This is a genomic window from Bdellovibrio bacteriovorus (genome assembly GCF_025558485.1).
In the GTDB taxonomy this organism is placed as follows: Bacteria; Bdellovibrionota; Bdellovibrionia; order Bdellovibrionales; family Bdellovibrionaceae; genus Bdellovibrio; species Bdellovibrio bacteriovorus_G.
On sequence record NZ_CP102930.1, the window covers coordinates 1,177,652 to 1,197,168 of the forward strand.

General features: G+C 48.3%; 20 protein-coding genes. 12 read left to right on the top strand and 8 right to left on the bottom strand.

The window, feature by feature from the left end; all coding sequences use genetic code 11:
* Window positions 1–38: 38 nt before the first annotated feature.
* From EZJ49_RS05915 to EZJ49_RS05930, 4 genes are all read left to right on the top strand, one after another.
* A complete protein-coding gene (locus EZJ49_RS05915) occupies window positions 39–677 on the top strand; it encodes a hypothetical protein (RefSeq protein WP_262555197.1) in 639 nt (212 codons plus the stop codon).
* Window positions 678–710: 33 nt separating this feature from the next.
* Window positions 711–1,031 carry a twin-arginine translocase TatA/TatE family subunit gene (locus EZJ49_RS05920; RefSeq protein ID WP_262555198.1) on the top strand — a complete coding sequence of 107 codons (321 nt, stop codon included), beginning with the start codon at window positions 711–713 and terminating at the stop codon, window positions 1,029–1,031.
* Window positions 1,028–1,789 (top strand): twin-arginine translocase subunit TatC, encoded by a 762-nt coding sequence (gene tatC / locus EZJ49_RS05925; protein WP_262555199.1) that lies wholly within the window; start codon window positions 1,028–1,030, stop codon window positions 1,787–1,789. Before EZJ49_RS05920 ends, tatC begins: the two co-directional genes overlap by 4 nt.
* A 134-nt stretch (window positions 1,790–1,923) precedes the next feature.
* Window positions 1,924–2,919 (top strand): hypothetical protein, encoded by a 996-nt coding sequence (locus tag EZJ49_RS05930; RefSeq protein WP_262555200.1) that lies wholly within the window; start codon window positions 1,924–1,926, stop codon window positions 2,917–2,919.
* A gap of 76 nt (window positions 2,920–2,995) precedes the next feature.
* Here EZJ49_RS05930 and EZJ49_RS05935 read toward each other — a convergent pair whose 3' ends face one another.
* The 7 genes from EZJ49_RS05935 to deoC all read right to left on the bottom strand — a co-directional run bounded on the left by EZJ49_RS05935 (window position 2,996) and on the right by deoC (window position 10,943).
* Window positions 2,996–3,523: an acetyl-CoA carboxylase biotin carboxyl carrier protein subunit gene (locus tag EZJ49_RS05935; protein WP_262555201.1), complete on the bottom strand. Its 528-nt coding sequence runs from the start codon at window positions 3,521–3,523 to the stop codon at window positions 2,996–2,998.
* 1 nt (window position 3,524) lies between these two features.
* Window positions 3,525–5,021: an acetyl-CoA carboxylase biotin carboxylase subunit gene (gene accC, locus EZJ49_RS05940; RefSeq protein ID WP_410468760.1), complete on the bottom strand. Its 1,497-nt coding sequence runs from the start codon at window positions 5,019–5,021 to the stop codon at window positions 3,525–3,527.
* Window positions 5,022–5,035: 14 nt separating this feature from the next.
* On the bottom strand, window positions 5,036–6,604 hold the full coding sequence (locus EZJ49_RS05945; protein ID WP_262555203.1) for an acyl-CoA carboxylase subunit beta: 1,569 nt from the start codon (window positions 6,602–6,604) through the stop codon (window positions 5,036–5,038).
* A gap of 138 nt (window positions 6,605–6,742) precedes the next feature.
* Window positions 6,743–7,972: a S8 family peptidase gene (locus EZJ49_RS05950; protein WP_262555204.1), complete on the bottom strand. Its 1,230-nt coding sequence runs from the start codon at window positions 7,970–7,972 to the stop codon at window positions 6,743–6,745.
* A 144-nt stretch (window positions 7,973–8,116) separates the two neighbouring features.
* The gene (locus EZJ49_RS05955) at window positions 8,117–8,932 is read right to left on the bottom strand and encodes a purine-nucleoside phosphorylase (protein WP_262555205.1); all 816 of its coding nucleotides are present in this window, start codon (window positions 8,930–8,932) and stop codon (window positions 8,117–8,119) included.
* Between the two features lie 29 nt (window positions 8,933–8,961).
* The gene (locus EZJ49_RS05960) at window positions 8,962–10,281 is read right to left on the bottom strand and encodes a thymidine phosphorylase (protein WP_262555206.1); all 1,320 of its coding nucleotides are present in this window, start codon (window positions 10,279–10,281) and stop codon (window positions 8,962–8,964) included.
* Window positions 10,281–10,943: a deoxyribose-phosphate aldolase gene (deoC, locus tag EZJ49_RS05965; protein WP_262555207.1), complete on the bottom strand. Its 663-nt coding sequence runs from the start codon at window positions 10,941–10,943 to the stop codon at window positions 10,281–10,283. Before deoC ends, EZJ49_RS05960 begins: the two co-directional genes overlap by 1 nt.
* Before the next feature lie 59 nt (window positions 10,944–11,002).
* Here deoC and EZJ49_RS05970 point away from each other — a divergent pair, with 59 nt between their 5' ends.
* Complete coding sequence (locus EZJ49_RS05970; RefSeq protein WP_262555208.1) at window positions 11,003–11,377, top strand: hypothetical protein; 375 nt, start codon at window positions 11,003–11,005, stop codon at window positions 11,375–11,377.
* A gap of 5 nt (window positions 11,378–11,382) precedes the next feature.
* Here the strand turns inward: EZJ49_RS05970 and EZJ49_RS05975 are convergent, their stop codons facing one another.
* The gene (locus tag EZJ49_RS05975) at window positions 11,383–12,483 is read right to left on the bottom strand and encodes a type IV pilus twitching motility protein PilT (RefSeq protein ID WP_262555209.1); all 1,101 of its coding nucleotides are present in this window, start codon (window positions 12,481–12,483) and stop codon (window positions 11,383–11,385) included.
* A 137-nt stretch (window positions 12,484–12,620) separates the two neighbouring features.
* On the opposite strand from EZJ49_RS05975, the gene EZJ49_RS05980 reads away from it, so the two are divergent.
* From EZJ49_RS05980 to EZJ49_RS06010, 7 genes are all read left to right on the top strand, one after another.
* A complete protein-coding gene (locus tag EZJ49_RS05980; RefSeq protein ID WP_262555210.1) occupies window positions 12,621–14,138 on the top strand; it encodes a ribonuclease E/G in 1,518 nt (505 codons plus the stop codon).
* A gap of 80 nt (window positions 14,139–14,218) precedes the next feature.
* The gene (locus EZJ49_RS05985; protein ID WP_262555212.1) at window positions 14,219–15,826 is read left to right on the top strand and encodes a hypothetical protein; all 1,608 of its coding nucleotides are present in this window, start codon (window positions 14,219–14,221) and stop codon (window positions 15,824–15,826) included.
* A gap of 207 nt (window positions 15,827–16,033) precedes the next feature.
* Window positions 16,034–16,597 (top strand): 50S ribosomal protein L21, encoded by a 564-nt coding sequence (rplU, locus tag EZJ49_RS05990; protein WP_262555214.1) that lies wholly within the window; start codon window positions 16,034–16,036, stop codon window positions 16,595–16,597.
* A gap of 29 nt (window positions 16,598–16,626) precedes the next feature.
* Window positions 16,627–16,887: a 50S ribosomal protein L27 gene (gene rpmA, locus EZJ49_RS05995; protein WP_063205653.1), complete on the top strand. Its 261-nt coding sequence runs from the start codon at window positions 16,627–16,629 to the stop codon at window positions 16,885–16,887.
* A gap of 88 nt (window positions 16,888–16,975) precedes the next feature.
* A complete protein-coding gene (gene obgE / locus EZJ49_RS06000) occupies window positions 16,976–18,013 on the top strand; it encodes a GTPase ObgE (RefSeq protein ID WP_262555216.1) in 1,038 nt (345 codons plus the stop codon).
* Window positions 18,013–19,041, top strand: coding sequence for a nicotinate (nicotinamide) nucleotide adenylyltransferase (nadD, locus tag EZJ49_RS06005; RefSeq protein ID WP_262555217.1), 1,029 nt, complete (start codon window positions 18,013–18,015; stop codon window positions 19,039–19,041). Before obgE ends, nadD begins: the two co-directional genes overlap by 1 nt.
* 2 nt (window positions 19,042–19,043) lie before the next feature.
* Window positions 19,044–19,514, top strand: coding sequence for a 23S rRNA (pseudouridine(1915)-N(3))-methyltransferase RlmH (locus EZJ49_RS06010; protein ID WP_262555218.1), 471 nt, complete (start codon window positions 19,044–19,046; stop codon window positions 19,512–19,514).
* Window positions 19,515–19,517 lie beyond the last annotated feature (3 nt).

A 19,517-nucleotide genomic window follows, 5' to 3' on the forward strand; every position in this document is an offset into this window, starting at 1 on the left:
CTAACCGGAAGCCAACTGAAATTTGTTAGACTATAAGTATGCGGGAAAAGCGTTCGACGACCTCGACAGTTGAGCTTTTTGTAAGCCCCGAGGGCTACTTTCAGGAACTTGTTCAGAAGGGACTATCCCAACGCAAGGTTCAGACGTATCCTTTGGTTGAAACCTATCTTGTAAATTTGTTGCAGCACTATCTGGATGCGCGCAATCTTTTTGATCCCGGCTATGCGACCGAGGGTGGTCAGAAAAATCCAACGACTTTGGCGGAAATGTATCTGACGGCACAAAATGCTGACAGTGTGGTGCGTGCGGAAATGCTGAGAAAACTCGGAGACCGAACCCTGTATATCAGTGGCTTTTTCGGGGACTCCCTGTCGCGCAAGATTGTGGATGTGGATTACTATGCGGAAATCGGCGGAGCTGCCTATGCATCATTGGCCCATTGCACCCGCGAGGACACTCTGGCCCGGGTGTATGGAGTGTTCTCCGAGCGGTTTTTGGAGTTCGTGGATGTCCTGACCTACATCAGCCATCATTCCTTTGTGAAAAGCGATGAGAGCATTCTGAGGCTCTATGAGCGTTATATGCGCACAGGCTCGGAGCTGGCTCGCGAGAAGCTGGTGGAAATGGGTGTTTTGACTCTTCCTCAGGATCAAGTAAAGCTTGGCAAGCAGAGCTGATTCCACTATTCTGGCGCCATGTTTGGCCTAGGTATGTCTGAAATTATCTTTCTTGCGGTTCTTGCCCTGATTGTGATCGGGCCCAAGGAACTTCCCGAGCTTGCAAGAACATTGGGTCGTTTTCTGAACGAACTCAAGCGCAGCACCAATGTTTTGGGTGATGAACTGAAACAACAGGTGCGTATGGATAAATTCGACCTTAATCAGACCATCCGCAATCCTAATCACAACAACAATTCTGCACCACAAGACACGGCGACTCCTGCTTCTGATGCTGCCACAACAGCTGAAAATCCGGAGCAATTGGAATTTCCGCAGGCTGATGCCAAGTCCGAAGAGCAAAAAGACCAATGAAGCGCGAAGAACTCGACTCCAAAGCCCAGTCCTTGTACGAGCATCTTGCTGATCTAAGAAAGATGCTGATCAATTGTGTCTGGATTCTGTTGATCGCCACGGGCATTTGCTATGGCTTCAGTGAAAAGATCTTTGATTTTGTCCGAGAGCCGATTCGCCCTTATCTGCCGGGTGGTGGTTTGATCTACACCGGTCCTCTGGATAAATTCATTGCGCACTTAAAGCTGGCTTTTGTCTGCGGTATTTTGCTGTCCTGTCCGTTCTGGCTTTATCAGATTTGGAAATTTATAGCTCCCGGTCTTTATGCGAAAGAGCGTAAATATACGATGGGCTTTATCATCTCCGGAACCGGCTTGTTTGTTCTGGGTGCGGCGTTTTCTTATTGGATCGCTTTGCCGATGGCCTTTCAGTTCCTGATGACTTTCGGTGGTGACATCGACAAGCCCATGATTTCCATTGATCAGTACATGGGCTTCTTTACTCAGATGTGTCTGATGTTCGGGGTGGCCTTTGAGCTGCCATTGGTGATCATCGTTCTTGGTATGATGGGAGTTGTCAGTCAGGCCTTCCTGCGCAAGAATCGCCGTTATGCCATTATGACAATCGCAGTGATTGCAGCTGTGATCACTCCTCCGGATCTGCTGAGCATGGTGATGATGCTGACGCCGATGTGGCTTTTGTTTGAAGCCGCAGTTCTGATTGTTGGAGTCTTTGAAAAGAAGCGCGAAGAAGCTTACGCCATCAACGAACGCGAATAGTTTCTATTCGTTCCCAAACACAACCTTTAGATCTTTAGGCTAGTATTTGAAGTCCTCTCATATCTTTTGCGGATGTTCCACTATATTCTGCAAACATCGATACATAAAAAATCGGAACTTATTTGGGAGGAACTATGAAGTATCTTGTGCTTCTTTGTGGGATGGGACTGGCTTTATCTGCGCAGGCAGCGACGGACATGGATAAGGCGATAAAACAATATGCCTGCGCCAATCAGATCAACCATGCGACGATGGATATGGGTTATGGAATGGACCCGGATGGAGTGGCATTCTCTATCGACAACGATGGAAAAACTCAGGTGGTGGATCAGAATAAAATCGTTTCCCGCAGCACAAAAGATGGTGTTGAGGCGATCACTTATAAAGCCAAGGTGATGACCGCCTTCAAAGACGGCAAGCCTGTTTATGAAACGGAAAGAAGAACCATCTATATCAAGCGTGACTCTGCCGGACGAGTGGTGTCCGTGAACAAAGACATGAATCTGAAAATGCAGATCATGAATCGTGACAAGTTCAGAAAGTCAGAATTTGGCAAAGAGTTCAAAGGGTCGTATCCGCTGGTTAAAGGAACAGAATCGACGTTCACATATAACGGAGACTCCTGTGAAGTGAACCAGAATCTTTATTATGAAATGAAAGACGAAAATGCCAAAGCTGAAGGCAAAGTCACTTATGATAAAGCCTTCTGTGACAAGTTGAAGCCCATGATTTCCAAAATGGGAAGCCAGAATGCTGCTCAATGCGGAAATATGATTGTAATGGCCCAAGGTCTTCATGAGCAAAGAAATAGCGAACTGAAAAAAGAAGGTAAAACTTTGTCGGCATCGGGTATCTACGGTGCCTTCGGTGCAGCGGGGGAAGCTCCGGATGCTAAGACCAAACAGGCTGCAACGATCAGCGCCTTTAATATCGGAGCCGCAGTTTCTCTGTGCGCGAGCATGGACGATGCTGCCCAAGGTATGGGCCCTTGGGGCATGGGCATGTATGGTGGTGGTATTGGTATGTACGGCGCAATGATGGGCGGAATGCCGACGGGTGGAATAGTGGGTGGAGCGCCAGCTAACAAAGCCCCAAAGGGCAAGGAAACTTCCACCCCAGGCACAAGATAGTCGATTTTAAAAGGACACAAAAAAACCCGCACCAGTGAAGGATGCGGGTTTTTTCTTTTTGGAGATTCAAGACCTATTAAGGTTCTTCAAACTTAATTAGAACGGCGCCAGATTCGACAGAGTCACCCTGTTTTATGCGGATCTCTTTGATTTTCACATCACGAGTCGCGCGCATTTCGTTTTCCATTTTCATCGCTTCCATAATCAAAAGCGGCTTGTTGGCTTTTACGATCTCGCCTTCTTTGGCGAAGATTTCGATGATCTTGCCTGGCATACCGGACTTCAGTTCGTTATCACCACCGAAACCGCCACCTTTTTTCAGGGATTCATGCAAAAGCATTTCATCATTGAAGACCTTGATGGTGCGGAATGAGTTACGGGTAAATACCGTGTACTCTGTATCCTGTCCGATCACGTCGATCAGATAGGATTTACCGCCAAACAGGAAGCTGATGTATTGCTCAGCCTGTTTGTAGTCGTTTTTGGAAATATCGTAGTGAATCCAGTCTTTGCCCTCTTCCTGAACGGAAACCTTCCAGGTGGTGCGGTGCTCGGTCACATCGACTTTAAATTTTTTATCTTTAAGTTCTGCCTCAAAGTACATGTTACGTCCTCAATTGAAGTTTGCGGCTGACACGCTTCCAGTTGGAAGTCAGGTTCAGCTGGCGAACGTCTTTGGATTTGCGATCGTTGTAAGCTGTAATAGCCGCGGCGATCAGGAATACAGGGTCTTCAACTTCCTTGAAAAGATTTGGCTCAATAACTTCAAAGTTCTTTTCAATGAACTGAGTCGTGTAAGAACCATCGCGGAATTTCGCATGATCCAAAATGGTCTTGTGAAGAACGATATTGGTTTTAATACCGGTCAGCACGAACTCACTTAGCGCACGTTGCATTCTGTCGATGGCCTCTTCGCGTGTTTCACCCCAGGTGATCACTTTGGCAATCATTGGGTCGTAGAAGATAGGCACTTCGTAACCAGGGTATGCGTAAGAATCCACACGCATGAACGGCCCTTGCGGGTGGCGGCAGGCGCGAATCACACCCGGGTGTGGTTTGTAGGTGATAGGATCTTCCGCACAAATACGGGCTTCGATGGCATGACCTTTTTGCTTGATGTCTTCCTGTTTGAAGCTCAACGGTTTGCCAGCAGCCACATGGATCTGCTCTTTCACCAGGTCAAAGCCGGTCACGATTTCTGTGATCGGGTGTTCCACCTGAAGACGTGTGTTCATCTCCATGAAGTAGAATTCCTTGGTGGCGTTATCGAAGATAAACTCAATCGTTCCTGCGCCCACGTAATTGATCTGTTTGGCTGCGCGAACAGCGGCTTCGCCCATGCGCAAGCGTACTTCGTGAGGTACAGATGGGGACGGACATTCCTCGATGATTTTTTGGTGACGACGCTGAACAGAGCACTCACGTTCAAACAAGTGAACGTGGTTATTGTGGGTGTCGCCGAAGACCTGAATCTCGATGTGTTTTGGATCGTTGATGAATTTTTCGATATATACTGTTGGATCAGCAAAATAGTTCTGACCCTCAGAACGGCACGCCCGGAAAGCACTTTCCAGTTCGTCCATCTGGCGAACCACGCGCATTCCTTTACCACCGCCGCCTGCAGAGGCTTTGATGATGATTGGCAGACCGATTTTTTCTGCGATCCTCTGCGCTTCTTCAACGGATTCAACTCCGCCATCAGAACCTGGAACTGTCGGCACACCCGCTTTTTTCATCAGGGCCTTGGCGGAAAGTTTATCCCCCATGGACTCGATATTGGCCACTGTCGGGCCGATGAAGGTGATGCCTGCATCTTTCAATGCTTTGGCAAACACAGTGTTTTCAGACAGGAAGCCGTAACCCGGGTGAACGGCGTCCACACCGGCTTTTTTACAGACTTCGATGATCTTGTTGTAGTTCAGATAACTTTCACGGGATGGGGATGGACCAATGTGATAGGCCTCATCAGCCAGGAATACGTGCAAGCTGTCGCGGTCCGCATCGGAAAACACAGCCACAGACGCAATACCCAGCTCACGACAAGCTCGAGTGATACGAATGGCGATTTCCCCACGGTTGGCGATCAGGATTTTTTTAAACAATGCCATGTTCGCTCCTACAGAGGGATGTTTCCGTGCTTTTTAGCCGGAGTAATATCACGTTTATGCTTCAACATTTCCAAAGAGTCGATGATGCGCTTACGAGTCAATGCAGGCTCGATAACCTCATCTGTGTAGCCCAGTTCGGCAGACACATATGGATTGCCGAATTTTGCCTCGTACTCTGCCGTCAGGCGGGCACGTTCAGCGGCCGGATCTTTGGCTTTATTGATTTCCTCACGGAAGATGATGCTAACCGCACCATCAGCACCCATCACTGCGATTTCTGCAGAAGGGTAAGCCAGATTCACGTCAGAACGCAGAAGCTTGGAGCCCATAACGATGTAAGCGCCGCCGTAAGCTTTACGAGTGATAACAGTGATCTTAGGCACCGTTGCCTCAGCATAGGCGTAAAGTAGTTTCGCGCCGTGAGTGATAATGCCATTCCATTCCTGATCTTTTCCTGGCAGGAAGCCCGGAACGTCCACGAAGGAAACAACCGGGATGTTGAAGGCGTCACAGAAACGGATGAAACGAGCACCTTTGCGGGAAGCCTCGATGTTCAGGCAGCCCGCAAGGATGTTGGGCTGGTTTGCCACGATACCCACCGGACGACCATTGAAGCGAGCAAAGCCCACGATCAGATTCTGAGCAAAGTGTTTGTGCACTTCCAGGAAGTAACCTTCATCCACGCACTCTGTAACGACAGAGATCATGTCGTAAGGCTTCTTTGGATTTTCCGGGATTAATGTGTTCAAGGCTTCTGTCAAACGGTCAGGACGATCGTTGGTTGGAAGAATTGGAGCATCATCCAGATTGTTGGAAGGCAGGAAGTTCATCATTTCGCGAATTAGCAGCAAGCAATGCTTGTCGTCTTCAGCTGCGAAGTGTGCCACGCCGGATTTTGCAGAATGGGTTGTTGCACCACCCAGATCTTCTTTGGTCACATCTTCGTGAGTCACTGTCTTGATAACATCAGGACCGGTCACGAACATGTAAGAGGTGTTTTTCACCATGAACACGAAGTCTGTGATGGACGGGGAATAGACCGCACCACCCGCGCATGGGCCCATGATAGCTGTGATCTGCGGGATCAGGCCGGATGCCATGGTGTTGCGAGTGAAGATGTCGGCATATCCACCCAGGGATTCGATACCCTCCTGAATACGCGCGCCACCAGAGTCATTGATAGAAATAAAAGGCGCCCCGTTTTTCATCGCCAGATCCATCACTTTGCAGATCTTGTTGGCCTGAGTGCGGGACATGGATCCACCGATGACAGTGAAATCCTGAGAGGACAAATAAACCAGCTTACCATTGATGCGACCGTAACCCGTGATGACACCATCACCAGGAACAACAGTTTTATCCATGCCGAAGTTTGTGCAACGGTGAGAAACAAAACGATCCATTTCAACAAAGCTGCCCGGGTCTAACAAAACATCTACGCGCTCACGCGCTGTCAGACGTCCGCCTTGTTTGTGTTTGGCAACGCGAGCAGCGCCACCACCAGCCATTGCGGCTTCGTTTCTTTTTTCAAGATCAGCCAAGCGAGCTTGAATGCCAGATGAAACTTCTGTGCTCATACAATTCCTTTTCTTTATGAGGAACCATCCTCAAAAAACAGGGAATCAATCTAGCATGAGAGTCTAAAGAATCATCTTAAAACTAGGACGCGGAGCGCACTGTTTACGCTCCGCATGATTTGATCTATCTTATTGAATTTATGGAACTAACTGGCGAAGGGTGGTCAGGGCCTTTTCGACGTTGATGCGGCCTCGAGTATTTACTTTAAATTCGTGTCCGGCTTCGACGTCCACCGACCGCAAAATGGCCTCTTTAATTTGGCTTGCGGTGGCTTCGGGTTTGGCACTCCAAAGCAGGGCGGCAGTCCCGCTGACAAACGGAGCGGCCATACTTGTTCCTTCCATATATGCGATCGAATTTCCAGGGACCGTGCTTAAAATTCTTTCGCCCGGTGCTGCCACGTGAACCAGATTAAACCCGCGATTGGACCAAGAGGTCATGAAATCACTGACCGAAGCCGCGGCCACGGTGATCTGATTGGACATGTTAAAGGAAGCCGGGAATTCGGGATAAACATCGACATCGCGCCCGTCATTGCCTGCGGCAACCACAACCAGAATACCCTGACGCTGTAATTCGCTAAAGGCATTGCGAAGGGAGGCAACACATGGAGCCCCACCCCAGCTGGCGTTGATGACCTTCGCACCACGCTTGGCGGAATATTGCAAAGCCAGTACAGCGTCGCCCAAAGAGCCGCCACCATCATTGGAAATAAACTGCGCGGGAATAATCTGTGCCTGCGGAGCCACACCCTCAACACTGCCGTAACGCGAGTCTGCGGCGATAATTCCGGCAACGTGAGATCCATGCGAACTTGGTGTTTGGTTGCTGCCTGGTTGGGAAACAAACGAAGCACCATAGTAGTCATCAATAAGACCATTACCATCATCATCTTTGCCGTTATTTGGAATTTCCCCGGCATTCACGGCGATACGAGGTAGCAGTTGCGGATGGCTGACATCCACGTAAGCGTCCACCACGGCGACTTTCACGCCCTGACCATAGATGCCCTGACTCCACACCGAAGGCGCGCCAATGCGTTCCTGTCCCCAACTGTCGGTAAAGGCTGTTGTGCGCACCTCGTTGGAGGTTTGCAGTTGAATCACGCGGTCGTAGTCCACGTGTCTGATGTTATCGAGTTGAGGCTTAATAAAAGTCTCTTTGAATTCATCCGCGTTGGCGGCGGTTTCTGTTGTGAAACTTCCGTCCTCCCATTGGACGATGAATTTATTTTCAATGGCTTGGCCCCGACAGGCACTTGAATCAAGGGCGCCATTTTCTGGAAAGACGGATTCAGCGGATTTTTTGCTACAAGCTGCTAATACAAAGACGCAAGCGACCGCCGAGAGAATTTTCTGAACATCCATGTTCACTCCCTGTGCGGGCCGTATAGGTCCCATCAATGGGACGCATATCAAAGGCCCGACCGGTTAGCTCTTCGGTCATTATATGTCTTATTTTGAGGCTAAAAATTCGAAACTAGACTGGACCTTTTAATCAGGTCCAATCCATTAGATGTGAGCGATGAACTCACGCAAAAACGAGGAGAATTGCAACTCTACTTGCTTGGCTGTTTCTGTCACTTCGTCGTGGGAAAGCTTCTGAGCAGAAATTCCGGCAGCCAAATTCGTGATGCAGGAAAGAGCCGCCACACGCAGACCCAAGTGATTGGCTGCGATGGTTTCTGGAACCGTGCTCATGCCAACAGCTTTGCCACCAATAAGTTTCAGATAACGAACTTCCGCAGGAGTTTCATAGGTAGGACCACTCACGCCACAGTAAACACCTTTGTGGAAGCGAGTGCCTTGCTTCATCAACACTTCTTCCATCGTTTGGATTAAGCGTTTGTCGTAAGCTTCAGTCATATCCGGGAAGCGAGGTCCCAGCTCTTTGATGTTAGGACCCATCAACGGGTTTGTGCCCATCAAGTTGATGTGATCTTCGATGATCATGAAATCACCGGCCTGCATGTTTTCACCGAAACCACCGGCAGAGTTTGTCAGGATCAAAGTTTCCACACCCAGCACCGCCAGGGTTCTGGTCGGGAACACAACACTTTCCATGCTGTGCCCTTCGTAGTAGTGATTGCGCCCCTGAAGAATAGCAATCTGCTGACCACCGACTTTACCGAAAATCAAATTTCCAGAATGACCTTCAACTGTGGGCGGGGAGAAGTGAGGGATGTCTTTGTACGGAATGGTTGTTTCAACTTCCACTTCCTTCACAAAAGCGCCAAGACCGGAACCCAATACGACACCAACTTTCGGTTTTGCCGAAGTCTTTGTCCGGATAAAGGCCATGGATTCTTGAAGCTTATTGAGTACCAAACTGCATCCCCTTTTCAACTCTTAGAGCATTAGCTCAAAGTTTTGAGTATCAAACTAGGCTTTGTCACCTTTTGCAAGGAAATTGTCATTGCTGAACGAAGCATAGGCAGAGCGGATTGAAGCAAATCTTTGTCGTCGCCATGCAATGTAAAGACCGTGTCGCCGACCTTCACTTCATCACCAACTTTCACGTGGAACTCGATACCCGCAGTTGGTGCAATGATGTCTGTCGTCTGTGCACGACCGGCCTTGATAAGAATGCCCGCAACACCAATGCTTTCAGTGTGGAAGCCACTGACCCAGCCTGCTTTTTCAGAAGTCACTGCAATGGAATGTTTTGGTTTTGGCAACGCATTCAAATTTCCACCGTGAATGGAGCAAAGTTCTTCAAACTTCGCCATGGCTTTACCAGATACCAACATGTCTGTGGCAATTTTGTAAGACTCTTCCTCGTTCTTGCCCACGCCTGCCAGTAACAGCATGTGCGCGGAAAGTCGCAAGCTCAACTCACGAGTGTCTTCGTAAAGATCATAGCCCGCAGGGCCGATGAATTTTTCATTCTTCATGATGGCAACGCACTCGTCCACTTCCAGTGAATTTCCGGCGAAGCGTCCCAGTGGCTGATCCATATTTGTCAGTAAAGCGGTGACCTTTTTGCCGTAACCTTTGGCAATGGCCATCAGATTCAAAGCCAGCTCTTCCGCCAAAGCAGGTGTTTTCATGAAGGCACCGGAACCGTATTTCACATCCAGTACCAGGCCATCAATCCCTTCAGCCATTTTTTTTGACATGATGGAAGCGCAGATCAGCGGCAGGCTTTCCACTGTGGCTGTCACATCACGAAGAGCATAGATTTTTTTATCCGCAGGGCAGATCTCTTTCGTCTGACCGATGAAGCAGATCTTGTGCTTGTGAACCAATTCGATAAATTCCGGCAAAGATTTCTGTGTGTTGAAGCCGGGAATAGCTTCCAGCTTATCCAAAGTTCCGCCGGTATGACCCAAACCACGACCGGAAATCATGGGAACCGGAATACCGGCCGCCGCCACGATAGGACCTAGAATCAAACTGGTTTTGTCACCCACCCCGCCGGTGGAGTGTTTATCCACTTTGAATTCTTTCACGGAAGAAAAATCCACAACCTCGCCGGAATGAAGCATGGCTTTGGTCAGAGAAAGAGTTTCTTCCGTCGTCATGCCACGGAAAAAAATCGCCATCAAAAGAGCCGACATCTGGTAATCAGGAATATGACCACGAGCATAGCCCAGGATAAATTCATTGATTTCGTCGTACTTTAGTTCTTGGCCGTTGCGTTTGGCTTTGATGATTTCAGCAGGAAGAAAGGACATTAGTAACCACCTTGTGCAGAGCCGCCTTGAATAATTGTGATTCCCGAGCTTGTGCCAAGGCGGGTGGCTCCAGCTTCGATCATTGCATTTGCCTGTTGGGCATCCTTGATGCCGCCGGAAGCTTTCACTTCCATCTGATTGCCCACGACGGACTTCATCAGTTTCACATCATCCACCGTTGCACCACCGCCACCAAATCCGGTGGAGGTTTTAACAAAATGAGCCCCGGCCTCCAGCGCGGCTTTGCACGCCAGAACTTTGTCGTCATTATTCAGCAAAGAAGTTTCGATGATGACTTTGACAGTGTGACCTTGTGCTGCCCGCACCACGGCCTTGATGTCGTCGCGAACATAATCCAGGCGACGGTCTTTCAGGGCGCCGATTTGAATAACCATGTCGATTTCCTGCGCGCCATTGCGAATAGCTGTGGTTGTTTCCGCCGCTTTGCTTTCGGTGTCCATCGCCCCCAAAGGGAAGCCGACAACACAGCAGACTTTCACGGAAGAATCTTTTAGAAGATCAGCGCAGGCCTTTACGTAAGAAGTGTTCACGCAGACACTGAAAAAAGAGTGCTCAGTGGCTTCGGCACAAAGTTTTTCGATCTGCGCCAGCTGAGCTTCGGGCTTTAAAAGAGTGTGGTCAATATAACGACTTAGTTGCACGGGGCACCTCAAAAATGTTTAAATAGCAAAAGTATCTCAGTTCATTGCAGGAGGCAATCATGACACCACAGAAGTGGACCTCGTTTTTACTGGCAGCTTTATTGATTTTCACTTCCTCGGCGTCCTTTGCGCAAGCCGACAGAACTTTTAAACGAAATACAGCAGCGGTCCTGTTTGCCAGCCTGGGCGGAGCGATCTTGGGCTTAAGTACATTGTCTTTCTATGGCAGTCCTGAAGAACACACCGACAATATCAGCCTGGGGGCCTTAGTGGGTTTTGTGGCAGGGGTAGGGTATGTGGTCTATGACTCTTCGCGCCCAGCAACGCCAAGCTATGAGTATTCGCAAAATTTGGGATGGGATCAAAAAAACCGAAGAGCCTCGGCGACGGTCGCCAAGGCTCTTCCTTTAGTAAACTTTGGATTTGAATTTTAGTCTGATTAGCCCACTTTAGTGCGCGGACCGCCGGCAGCTCCGCCACCAACGGCTGTCTGCACACTGGTATCGCCACCAGCCTGACCCAGGAAGGTTTTTGCATCGGCTGCGGAAACCTTTCCTTTGCGGACCAGATCTTCAATGTATTTTTCGAACAACACCATCCCCTGGCTGGAGCCAGTCTGCATCGCAGATGGGATTTGGTGGACCTTACCTTCACGAATCAAATTGGAAATCGCCTTGGTATTTCTCATGATCTCGTAAGCAGCCACGCGACCTTGTCCGTCCGCGCGGGAGAACAGCGTCTGAGCGACAACTCCACGCAGGGATTCGGCCAGCATCGTGCGGATCTGCTGTTGTTGTCCCGCAGGGAAAACGTCGATGATACGGTCAATGGTTTTGGCAGCACTGTTAGTATGCAGGGTTCCGAACACAATGTGTCCTGTTTCCGCTGCCGTCAGGGCTAAAGAGATTGTTTCCAAGTCACGCAACTCACCCACCAGCAGGATATCCGGGTCTTCACGCAAGGCCGCTTTAAGGGCATTGGCGAAACTTTTGGTGTGACTTCCGACCTCACGCTGATTCACCAAAGATTTCAAGTTCGGGTGAACGAACTCGATAGGATCTTCCACCGTGATGATGTGTGCTTCACGGGTCATGTTAATCTGGTGAATCATCGCTGCCAAAGTGGTGGACTTACCAGAGCCGGTAGGACCCGTCACCAGAATCAGACCACGATCGCAATCGATGATGTCCATCACAGAAGGTGGAACACCCAGTTCTTGTGCGGTTTTGATTTTTTCAGGAATGATACGCATAACAGCGCCAAGACCTTTACGCTGCATAAAGATATTGCAACGGAAACGACCTGTGCCGGGAAGTGTGTAGGCGAAATCCAGCTCCCATTTTTCAACGAAGGCCTTCTTTTGCTTTTCTGAAAGGATCTCAAAAAGCAAACCCTGAACGTCTTGGTTCGTGAGTTCGCGATAGTTCAATGGAACCATGTTTCCATGCAGGCGCAAATAAGGGGCGGCTCCGCTTGTGATGTGCAAGTCGGAAGCTCCTTGTTCGACCATGAGTTTAAACAGTTCATCAATTGTTGCCATCGTGCTCTCCCTAAGGGCTCTAATTCAGTGATCTTTTCGGTCAGATATGTTTCAATATTAAATATTATTTGCTATCGGTCTTGTTTCTGGACTATTGAACTAAGATCGGGCCCTGTTCTTGGGGCAAAGGAGCCACTGTGTCCGCTGAAATTCTGATCAATGTTCGTCCCCAAGAAACCCGAGTCGCCTATGTCGATGCCGGTATCCTTTCCGATTTGAAGATTGAACGCAAAACATCCCCCACATTGGTCGGGTCCATTCATCGTGGAACGGTGATTCGTGTGCTTCCAGGGATGCAGGCTGCCTTTGTGGACATTGGTCTGGAAAAGGCGGCATTCCTTTATGTGGGTGATATTCGCGAAGACGTCGATGACAACTTCCTGTCTGCGGTGGATCGCGAAGAACCACTGGATGAAGGTGATGACGATAAGCCCTTGAGTCACGCCAGTAAAACCCCGATTCAGGATCTGGTCAAAGAAGGCCAAAGCATTCTGGTTCAGGTTTCCAAGGACCCGCTTGGCACCAAAGGGGCACGTTTGACAACGCATTTGTCTTTGCCAGGTCGTTTCGTGGTGTTCCTGCCAACGGTGCGCCATTTGGGCATTTCCCGTCGTATTGAGGATGAAGATGAGCGCGAGCGCCTGCGCAAGCTGGTGCAAAAGATCAATCCGTCCGGCGGCGTGATTGTGCGCACGGCCGGTGATGGCGCTTCGGAAGAAATGTTGAAAGCCGACATTGAATATCTGGATCGTTTAAGTAAAGAAATTTTCAAAAACTACGAAAAGAAAAAACAGCCCGGCGCCCTGCATACAGAACTGGATGTTGAGCTGCGCGCTCTTCGTGATCTGATGAGCGAGGACGTCACCAGCGTGTGGGTGGATGACGTTGAGATTCACAAAAAAGTTGTGAAGTTCGTGTCCCAGTTCATGCCCAAGTACAAACAGAACATCGTGCTTTATGAAGAAAAAAAGCCACTGTTTGATCTGTACGATATTGATATTGAAATTTCCCGTTCGATGGAAAGAAAGATCTGGCTGAAGTCCGGTGGTTATATCGTCATCGACGAAGCCGAAGCTTTGGTGGTCATTGATGTGAACACCGGAAAATTTGTCGGCAAAAAAGATCTGGAAGACACCATCCTGAAAACCAATCTGGAAGCGGTTCGCGAGACAGCACACCAGTTGCGCATTCGTAACTGCGGTGGAATTATCATCATCGACTTTATCGATATGGAAAAAGAATCCCATCGCGAAAAAGTTCTGGAAGCCCTGGCAGAAGAACTGCAAAAAGACCGTGCCCGCACGAACATCGTTTCCATGTCTCAGTTGGGGCTGGTGGAAATGACCCGTAAGCGCATCCGTCCAAGTTTGATCAAAACTTTGTGTGAACCTTGTTCTTACTGTGATGGAAAAGGCTACATCAAACGCAAGTCCACCGTGGCAAACGAAATCTTCCGTGAGCTGGAGCGCGACGCCGACATGCTGATCAATAAAAAGACCAACGTGGTCATTCACTGTCACAGCGAAGTGGTGGATTGGATCTATGAAGTCGAGGGTGAAACGCTGGAAGGCATCGAGAAAAAACTGGGCCGTTCCGTCGCCTTCAAAATTGAGCCGAACTACCATCTGGAACAATACGAAATCTTCTTCGTTTAAAGTTTGAATTGTGGAAACATTTTGGGATTGCTGGACCTTGGGCTGTTTAGCCGGGGTTCCGGTGTTCCGATAGATTCGGTATGAATCAGCTTTTGATTTTTCTCGTTTCTATTCTGTTTTCATACTCTGCTTTGGCGCAGGTCTGCGATCCTAATCCTCATAAGGTGAAGGCTCTGGCAGATATTTCGCGCAATACTTGCATGCAGACTTTGCAATCCAAAGAGTGTCAGGATCTTTTTAAAAAGATGCGCGCCAATGGGGAAAAGCCCGAGGAAAAAGCCCTGAAGTGCACAAATCAGAGCTCCATATCGCGCGCCTTTGAAGCGTCCTGGGATTATACGTCCGGCTGTGCGACAGGTGGTTGGACATTTGTGAAAGACAGCTTTGTTTCCATCGGGACCGCCATTGGTGAAGGGGCCGCTAAAATAGTCATGGATATGGAGGCTGAAAAGGCCGCCAATGCCGCTTGTGAAGCCGATCCTCGTGGGAAAGAAAATCTGTTTAAACAATATAATAGTTCTGTTCCTAAGATCCTTCAGGTTCCCATGCCCAAGCCGGATGTTATGAAGAAAGCCAGTTGTGCAACGGTGAAGGGAATCTTGCATCTGCAATCTGTCGGCAAAAAGAATGAAGCTTTGACCGTGGTTATGCGTAAACGGTCTTTGAAAAATCCTAACTTCACGGCCGACGAAAAAGAATACATGGACTGGGTGCAGGGGAATGCGCCGAAAGCTCAAAAGATTGATCTGGTCGGCATGGCGAAAGCCCGTCTGAAAGAGATGGGCATTCAATTAGACTGCTATAACTCCAAAGAAGCTGCTGCCATGGTCTGCGAAGCCATTGCTGAAGTGGCCTCGTTTGCCGGGGGGCCTGCTGGGGCTGCGCTGAAAGCTGCCAAGGCCCGCAATATCATGAAAATCGCCGGTGTTGCTGCAGATGCGGAAAAAGCAGCGGTTGCCACCCGAACCGTGGCATCGGCGGCTGATCTGGCAAAAGCCGCGAAGCTTTCTAATAGTGAGCGCTTGCTGGCGGCAGAGAAATCTTTGGGGCGCAAGCTCACTGATCAACAGGAAAAGGCCTTGATTCAAGCCCATGAAGTGGCTGCTGGAACAGGGCGTGGATATGGCACCTATTCAAAGACCGACATCGCGGAAAAAACCCGCATCCTGCAACAGGCGGGGTTTAATTCGACTGAAAGGGAGGCTCTGCTTCGCCAAGGTTTGGCGGGGAGTCTGTCAGACACCAAGGCGGCCCGTGATTTTGCAAACAAAGCCCGCTTAGAGGCCGATAAGCTGCGTGTGTCCGGAAATATCCCAGAAGCTACAGCTAGTTACCGCAAAGCGTCTGATTCCTATGAGGTGTTTATTGCAGACGCCAAGGCGGCAAAGTCGTCCCGGGATTATTGGGTCGGGGCGAAGCTAAATGCATCGGCGGAAAGATATGATAAGGCTGCGGAATACTTCATCAAAACAGAACAGGCCACGGCTCGAAGTGATGTGAAGGCGCAGAATATTTTTGAGGCTTTGAACCGCGAAAAGAACGAATTGCGGGTTATTGCTGCTAAAAATCCAGGCAGCAAGTCAGCTCAAAAGAATTATCAGGATCACCGTAAGCTGATCGAGGCGGTCACTAATAATAAAGGCTTCCAGCTTGGTGACGCCTGGAAGCGTGAACTTTTAAAGCCATGATTTTGCCTAACATGCTGAAAATATAGGCTTTTATTTGACGCCTAGACCTCACTAAGTTTTTCCAAAAATATTTGCATTTAAGGGGGGTTAAAGCTAACCTCTCTTTCTCTCGTAAAAAGCTGAAAAAAATAGCATGTATTAGGTTGACAAAGCCTAGTGCGAAGTGGCATTTACCATTGGCTTAATTCGGGTAGCTGGAGGTATTACATGTACGCGATTATTCGTACTGGCGGGAAACAATATAAAGTTCAAGCTGGTGACGTAGTTCAGGTTGATAAACTTGAACAAGCACTTGGTGCAGAGTTTGAAATCAACGAAGTTTTGATGGTTGGTGGTGAGTCCACTGCTGTTGGTCAACCTCTTGTTAAAGGTGCGAAAGTAACTGTTGTTGTTACTAAACAAGCTAAGACAAGAAAAGAGATCGTCTTCAAAAAGAAGCGTCGTCAAGGTTACAGAAAGTTCGCAACTCACAAACAAGAGTTCACAGAACTATTTGTTAAAGCTATTTCCTTCGATGGAAAAACAGCTAAGACTGATGAAGCAGCTAAAGTGGTTGACGTGAAAGCAGTACGTGCTGAAAAAGCACAAGCTCGCGTAGCAGCTCGTAAAGAGCGCGCAGCGAACAAAGGGACTGCAGAAGTTGTAAAAAAAGCGGCTAAAAAAGTAGCGAAAAAGAAAGTTGCAAAAAAAGCAGTTAAAAAGACTGTGAAAAAAGCGACTAAAACTGGCGCGAAGAAAAAAGCAGCTAAAAAAACTTCTAAGAAAGCTTAATTAATTTTATTTCGTAAGAGAGGTTCGTCATGGCAAGTAAGAAGGCCGGTGGTAGTACAAAGAACGGTCGTGATTCACAGAGTAAACGACTGGGCGTAAAAAGATTCGGCGGCGAAAAAGTTCTTCCAGGAACTATCATCGTTCGTCAACGTGGAACTAAATTCCATCTTGGTAACAACGTAAAAATGGGTCGCGACTACACGATTTATTCTGTAATCGAAGGTCTTGTTAAGTTTGAACGTTTCTCTAAAGAGCGTTTCAAAATTAGCGTATATCCTAAAGCTGTTTAATCAGTAGTAAGATAGTACCGATACATTTTTTCAAAATGCAAAGAGGAGCCATTCCATGGCTCCTTTTTTGTTGTATAAACGGTCACTTATGAAATTCATCGATGAAGTCAGAATTACCTTAGCTTCGGGTCGTGGCGGCCCGGGTTGTGTCAGTTTCCGCCGTGAATCCGGTTTGCCTCGTGGCGGCCCGGACGGTGGTGATGGTGGTAAAGGTGGCGATGTTATTATTCGCACATCTCGTCACATAAATTCTTTGGTCGATATTCGCTCCAACAAAAGATATGCAGCTCCGAACGGTCACATGGGCATGGGTCGTCAGAAGGCCGGTCATGATGGGGAAGATCTGGTATTGATCGTTCCCAAAGGCACCATCTTCCGCAATATGGAAGGTGAGATCATCATTGATATGACAGATATCGATGAGCATGTTCTGCTGAAAGGCGGTCGTGGCGGCAAGGGCAATGAGTTCTTCAAAACCAGTGTGAATCAGGCACCTGATTATGCACAACCGGGTGAAGACGGTGAAGAAGTCGAAGTTAAACTTGAGCTGAAACTGATTGCAGATGTCGGCATCGTGGGTTTCCCGAATGCAGGCAAGTCCACTTTGATTTCCCGTATTTCTGCGGCAAAACCAAAGATCGCGGATTATCCATTCACCACACTGACACCAAATCTGGGCGTCGTTAAAGCGGGTGATTATTCCACATTTGTCGTTGCGGATATTCCGGGCCTTGTGAAGGGCGCACACGCAGGTGTGGGTCTTGGCATCCAGTTCTTAAAACACATTGAACGCACGCGTTTGTTCATCCATTTGATTGATGCTTCAGGGATGTCAGGACGTGATCCTTTAGAGGATTTTGCAGATATTAATAACGAACTTAAAATGTACGATGAAAACAGCAAGGACAAAGAGGGTTTCTTCCCTCTTTCCACGCGTCCTCAGTTTGTGGTTCTGAATAAGATCGATACTTTAAGTGAAACCGAACTGATGAAGCTGAAAAAGAAGTTTAAAGAAGCTTCAGGCTCTGAACCCTACGCGATTTCTGCTGTTACCGGCAAGAACATCAAAGAGTTCGTGCAAGAACTGGCTCGTCAGATTTTGGAAGAAGATAAAGAGGAACAGTAATGAAAATAGGTATTTTCGGAGGCAGTTTCAACCCTCCGCATATGGGTCATATCAATGCCATTCAGACGGTGGCGAAAAAAGCCGGTTTGGGTAAAGTTCACATCGTCCCTGCAGCTCAGAATCCTCTGAAAACTCCGGTTGAAGGGCCTACTCCTGAGCAGCGTGTGGAGCTGACGCGTCTGGCGTTCTCTCAATACGGTGACACTTACTTTGTTGATGATCAGGAAATCACCCGTGGTGGCATGAGCTACACAGTGGACACGATTTTGAATCTTCGCAAACAATACGATGCCAATGATCTTTATTTGGTTGTTGGTGCGGATAAATTTGAAGAACTTGCGCAGTGGAAGGACTATCAAAAGATCCTGACTGAGGCGAATCTGATCGTGACGACACGTCCGGGTTACGACATTCCGGAATCTTTGGAGGAAATGCCAGGTTTCCTGAAGCCGTTGGTGGCGGAATTTGATTTCAACTTTATCGAGTTGAACACAGGTCGCAACATCCAGTTTATCACTTTGCGCGATGTGGAAGTGTCTTCCAGTGAAGTTCGCAAATGGCTTCGTTCCGGAAAACCAGTGGAAAAATATCTTCCGCTGGCAGTTGAATCCTACATTAAAGAACACAAGCTTTACAGAAATCTGGGTGACCGTATCGGTGACTACCAGAAATTCACAGCGTTCTGCGCAGATGTTCTTTTTGCAAAAAAAGGTATCAACGTTCGTGGCTTTGACCTGACGCAAATGTCAGCTCCAAGTGAATACACTTTGATTGCGTCCGGTACATCCACTCGTCACGCAGCTGCGATGGCGGAAAATATCGTGACGGCGGTGAAAGAGGAATACAACGTTCACCCACAGAGCATTGAGGGTGTGGACGAGGGCCGTTGGGTTCTGGTCGATTACGGTTCTTTGATCATCCACGTATTCTACGATTTCGTTCGTCAGGAATACAGTCTGGAAAACCTGTGGAGAGAAGGCAAAGACATGGGTTTGAAAGATCCTTACGTTGGTAAGGGCGAAAAGTAACCATGAGGTTCATCTTGTACAACCTCGCCACGGCCAAAGAAGCCTGGGCAGACGAGGTCAGCGAGTTGTACAAAAAGAAGATCTCCTTCTTTATTCCCTTTGATATCCAGTCCTTAAAAGCCAGGAAGTCCGCGCGCGAAGACGCGGACTTCAAGCGCAATGAAGAATCTGAATTAATCCTTAAAAATATCAATCCTGACGACTATGTGGTTCTGTTCGATGAGCGCGGATCGATTCTGGATTCGATTCAATTTTCAAAAAAAGTCGAAAACATTCTGGGAAGCTCCAAGAAGCGCGCTATTTTTATTATCGGCGGGGCTTTTGGGGTGAATGAAGACGTTCGGAAAAGAGCGGATCTGAAGGTGGCGTTATCGCCGATGGTGATGAATCACCTGATGGCCCAGGCGATGAGCTTGGAGCAAATCTACCGGGCCTTTACGATTATCAAGAAAATTCCGTATCACAATATCTAGGAA

Excerpts from the sequence above, each read along its gene's own strand:
- EZJ49_RS05950 (WP_262555204.1), bottom strand. The coding sequence starts at position 7,972 with ATGGATGTTCAGAAAATTCTCTCGGCGGTCGCTTGCGTCTTTGTATTA.
- EZJ49_RS05970 (WP_262555208.1), top strand. The coding sequence starts at position 11,003 with ATGACACCACAGAAGTGGACCTCGTTTTTACTGGCAGCTTTATTGATT.
- EZJ49_RS05945 (WP_262555203.1), bottom strand. The coding sequence starts at position 6,604 with ATGAGCACAGAAGTTTCATCTGGCATTCAAGCTCGCTTGGCTGATCTT.
- rplU (WP_262555214.1), top strand. The coding sequence starts at position 16,034 with ATGTACGCGATTATTCGTACTGGCGGGAAACAATATAAAGTTCAAGCT.
- EZJ49_RS05930 (WP_262555200.1), top strand. The coding sequence starts at position 1,924 with ATGAAGTATCTTGTGCTTCTTTGTGGGATGGGACTGGCTTTATCTGCG.
- EZJ49_RS05920 (WP_262555198.1), top strand. The coding sequence starts at position 711 with ATGTCTGAAATTATCTTTCTTGCGGTTCTTGCCCTGATTGTGATCGGG.
- EZJ49_RS05915 (WP_262555197.1), top strand. The coding sequence starts at position 39 with ATGCGGGAAAAGCGTTCGACGACCTCGACAGTTGAGCTTTTTGTAAGC.
- tatC (WP_262555199.1), top strand. The coding sequence starts at position 1,028 with ATGAAGCGCGAAGAACTCGACTCCAAAGCCCAGTCCTTGTACGAGCAT.
- rpmA (WP_063205653.1), top strand. The coding sequence starts at position 16,627 with ATGGCAAGTAAGAAGGCCGGTGGTAGTACAAAGAACGGTCGTGATTCA.
- EZJ49_RS05960 (WP_262555206.1), bottom strand. The coding sequence starts at position 10,281 with ATGTCCTTTCTTCCTGCTGAAATCATCAAAGCCAAACGCAACGGCCAA.
- EZJ49_RS06010 (WP_262555218.1), top strand. The coding sequence starts at position 19,044 with ATGAGGTTCATCTTGTACAACCTCGCCACGGCCAAAGAAGCCTGGGCA.
- EZJ49_RS05985 (WP_262555212.1), top strand. The coding sequence starts at position 14,219 with ATGAATCAGCTTTTGATTTTTCTCGTTTCTATTCTGTTTTCATACTCT.
- obgE (WP_262555216.1), top strand. The coding sequence starts at position 16,976 with ATGAAATTCATCGATGAAGTCAGAATTACCTTAGCTTCGGGTCGTGGC.
- EZJ49_RS05975 (WP_262555209.1), bottom strand. The coding sequence starts at position 12,483 with ATGGCAACAATTGATGAACTGTTTAAACTCATGGTCGAACAAGGAGCT.
- EZJ49_RS05935 (WP_262555201.1), bottom strand. The coding sequence starts at position 3,523 with ATGTACTTTGAGGCAGAACTTAAAGATAAAAAATTTAAAGTCGATGTG.
- nadD (WP_262555217.1), top strand. The coding sequence starts at position 18,013 with ATGAAAATAGGTATTTTCGGAGGCAGTTTCAACCCTCCGCATATGGGT.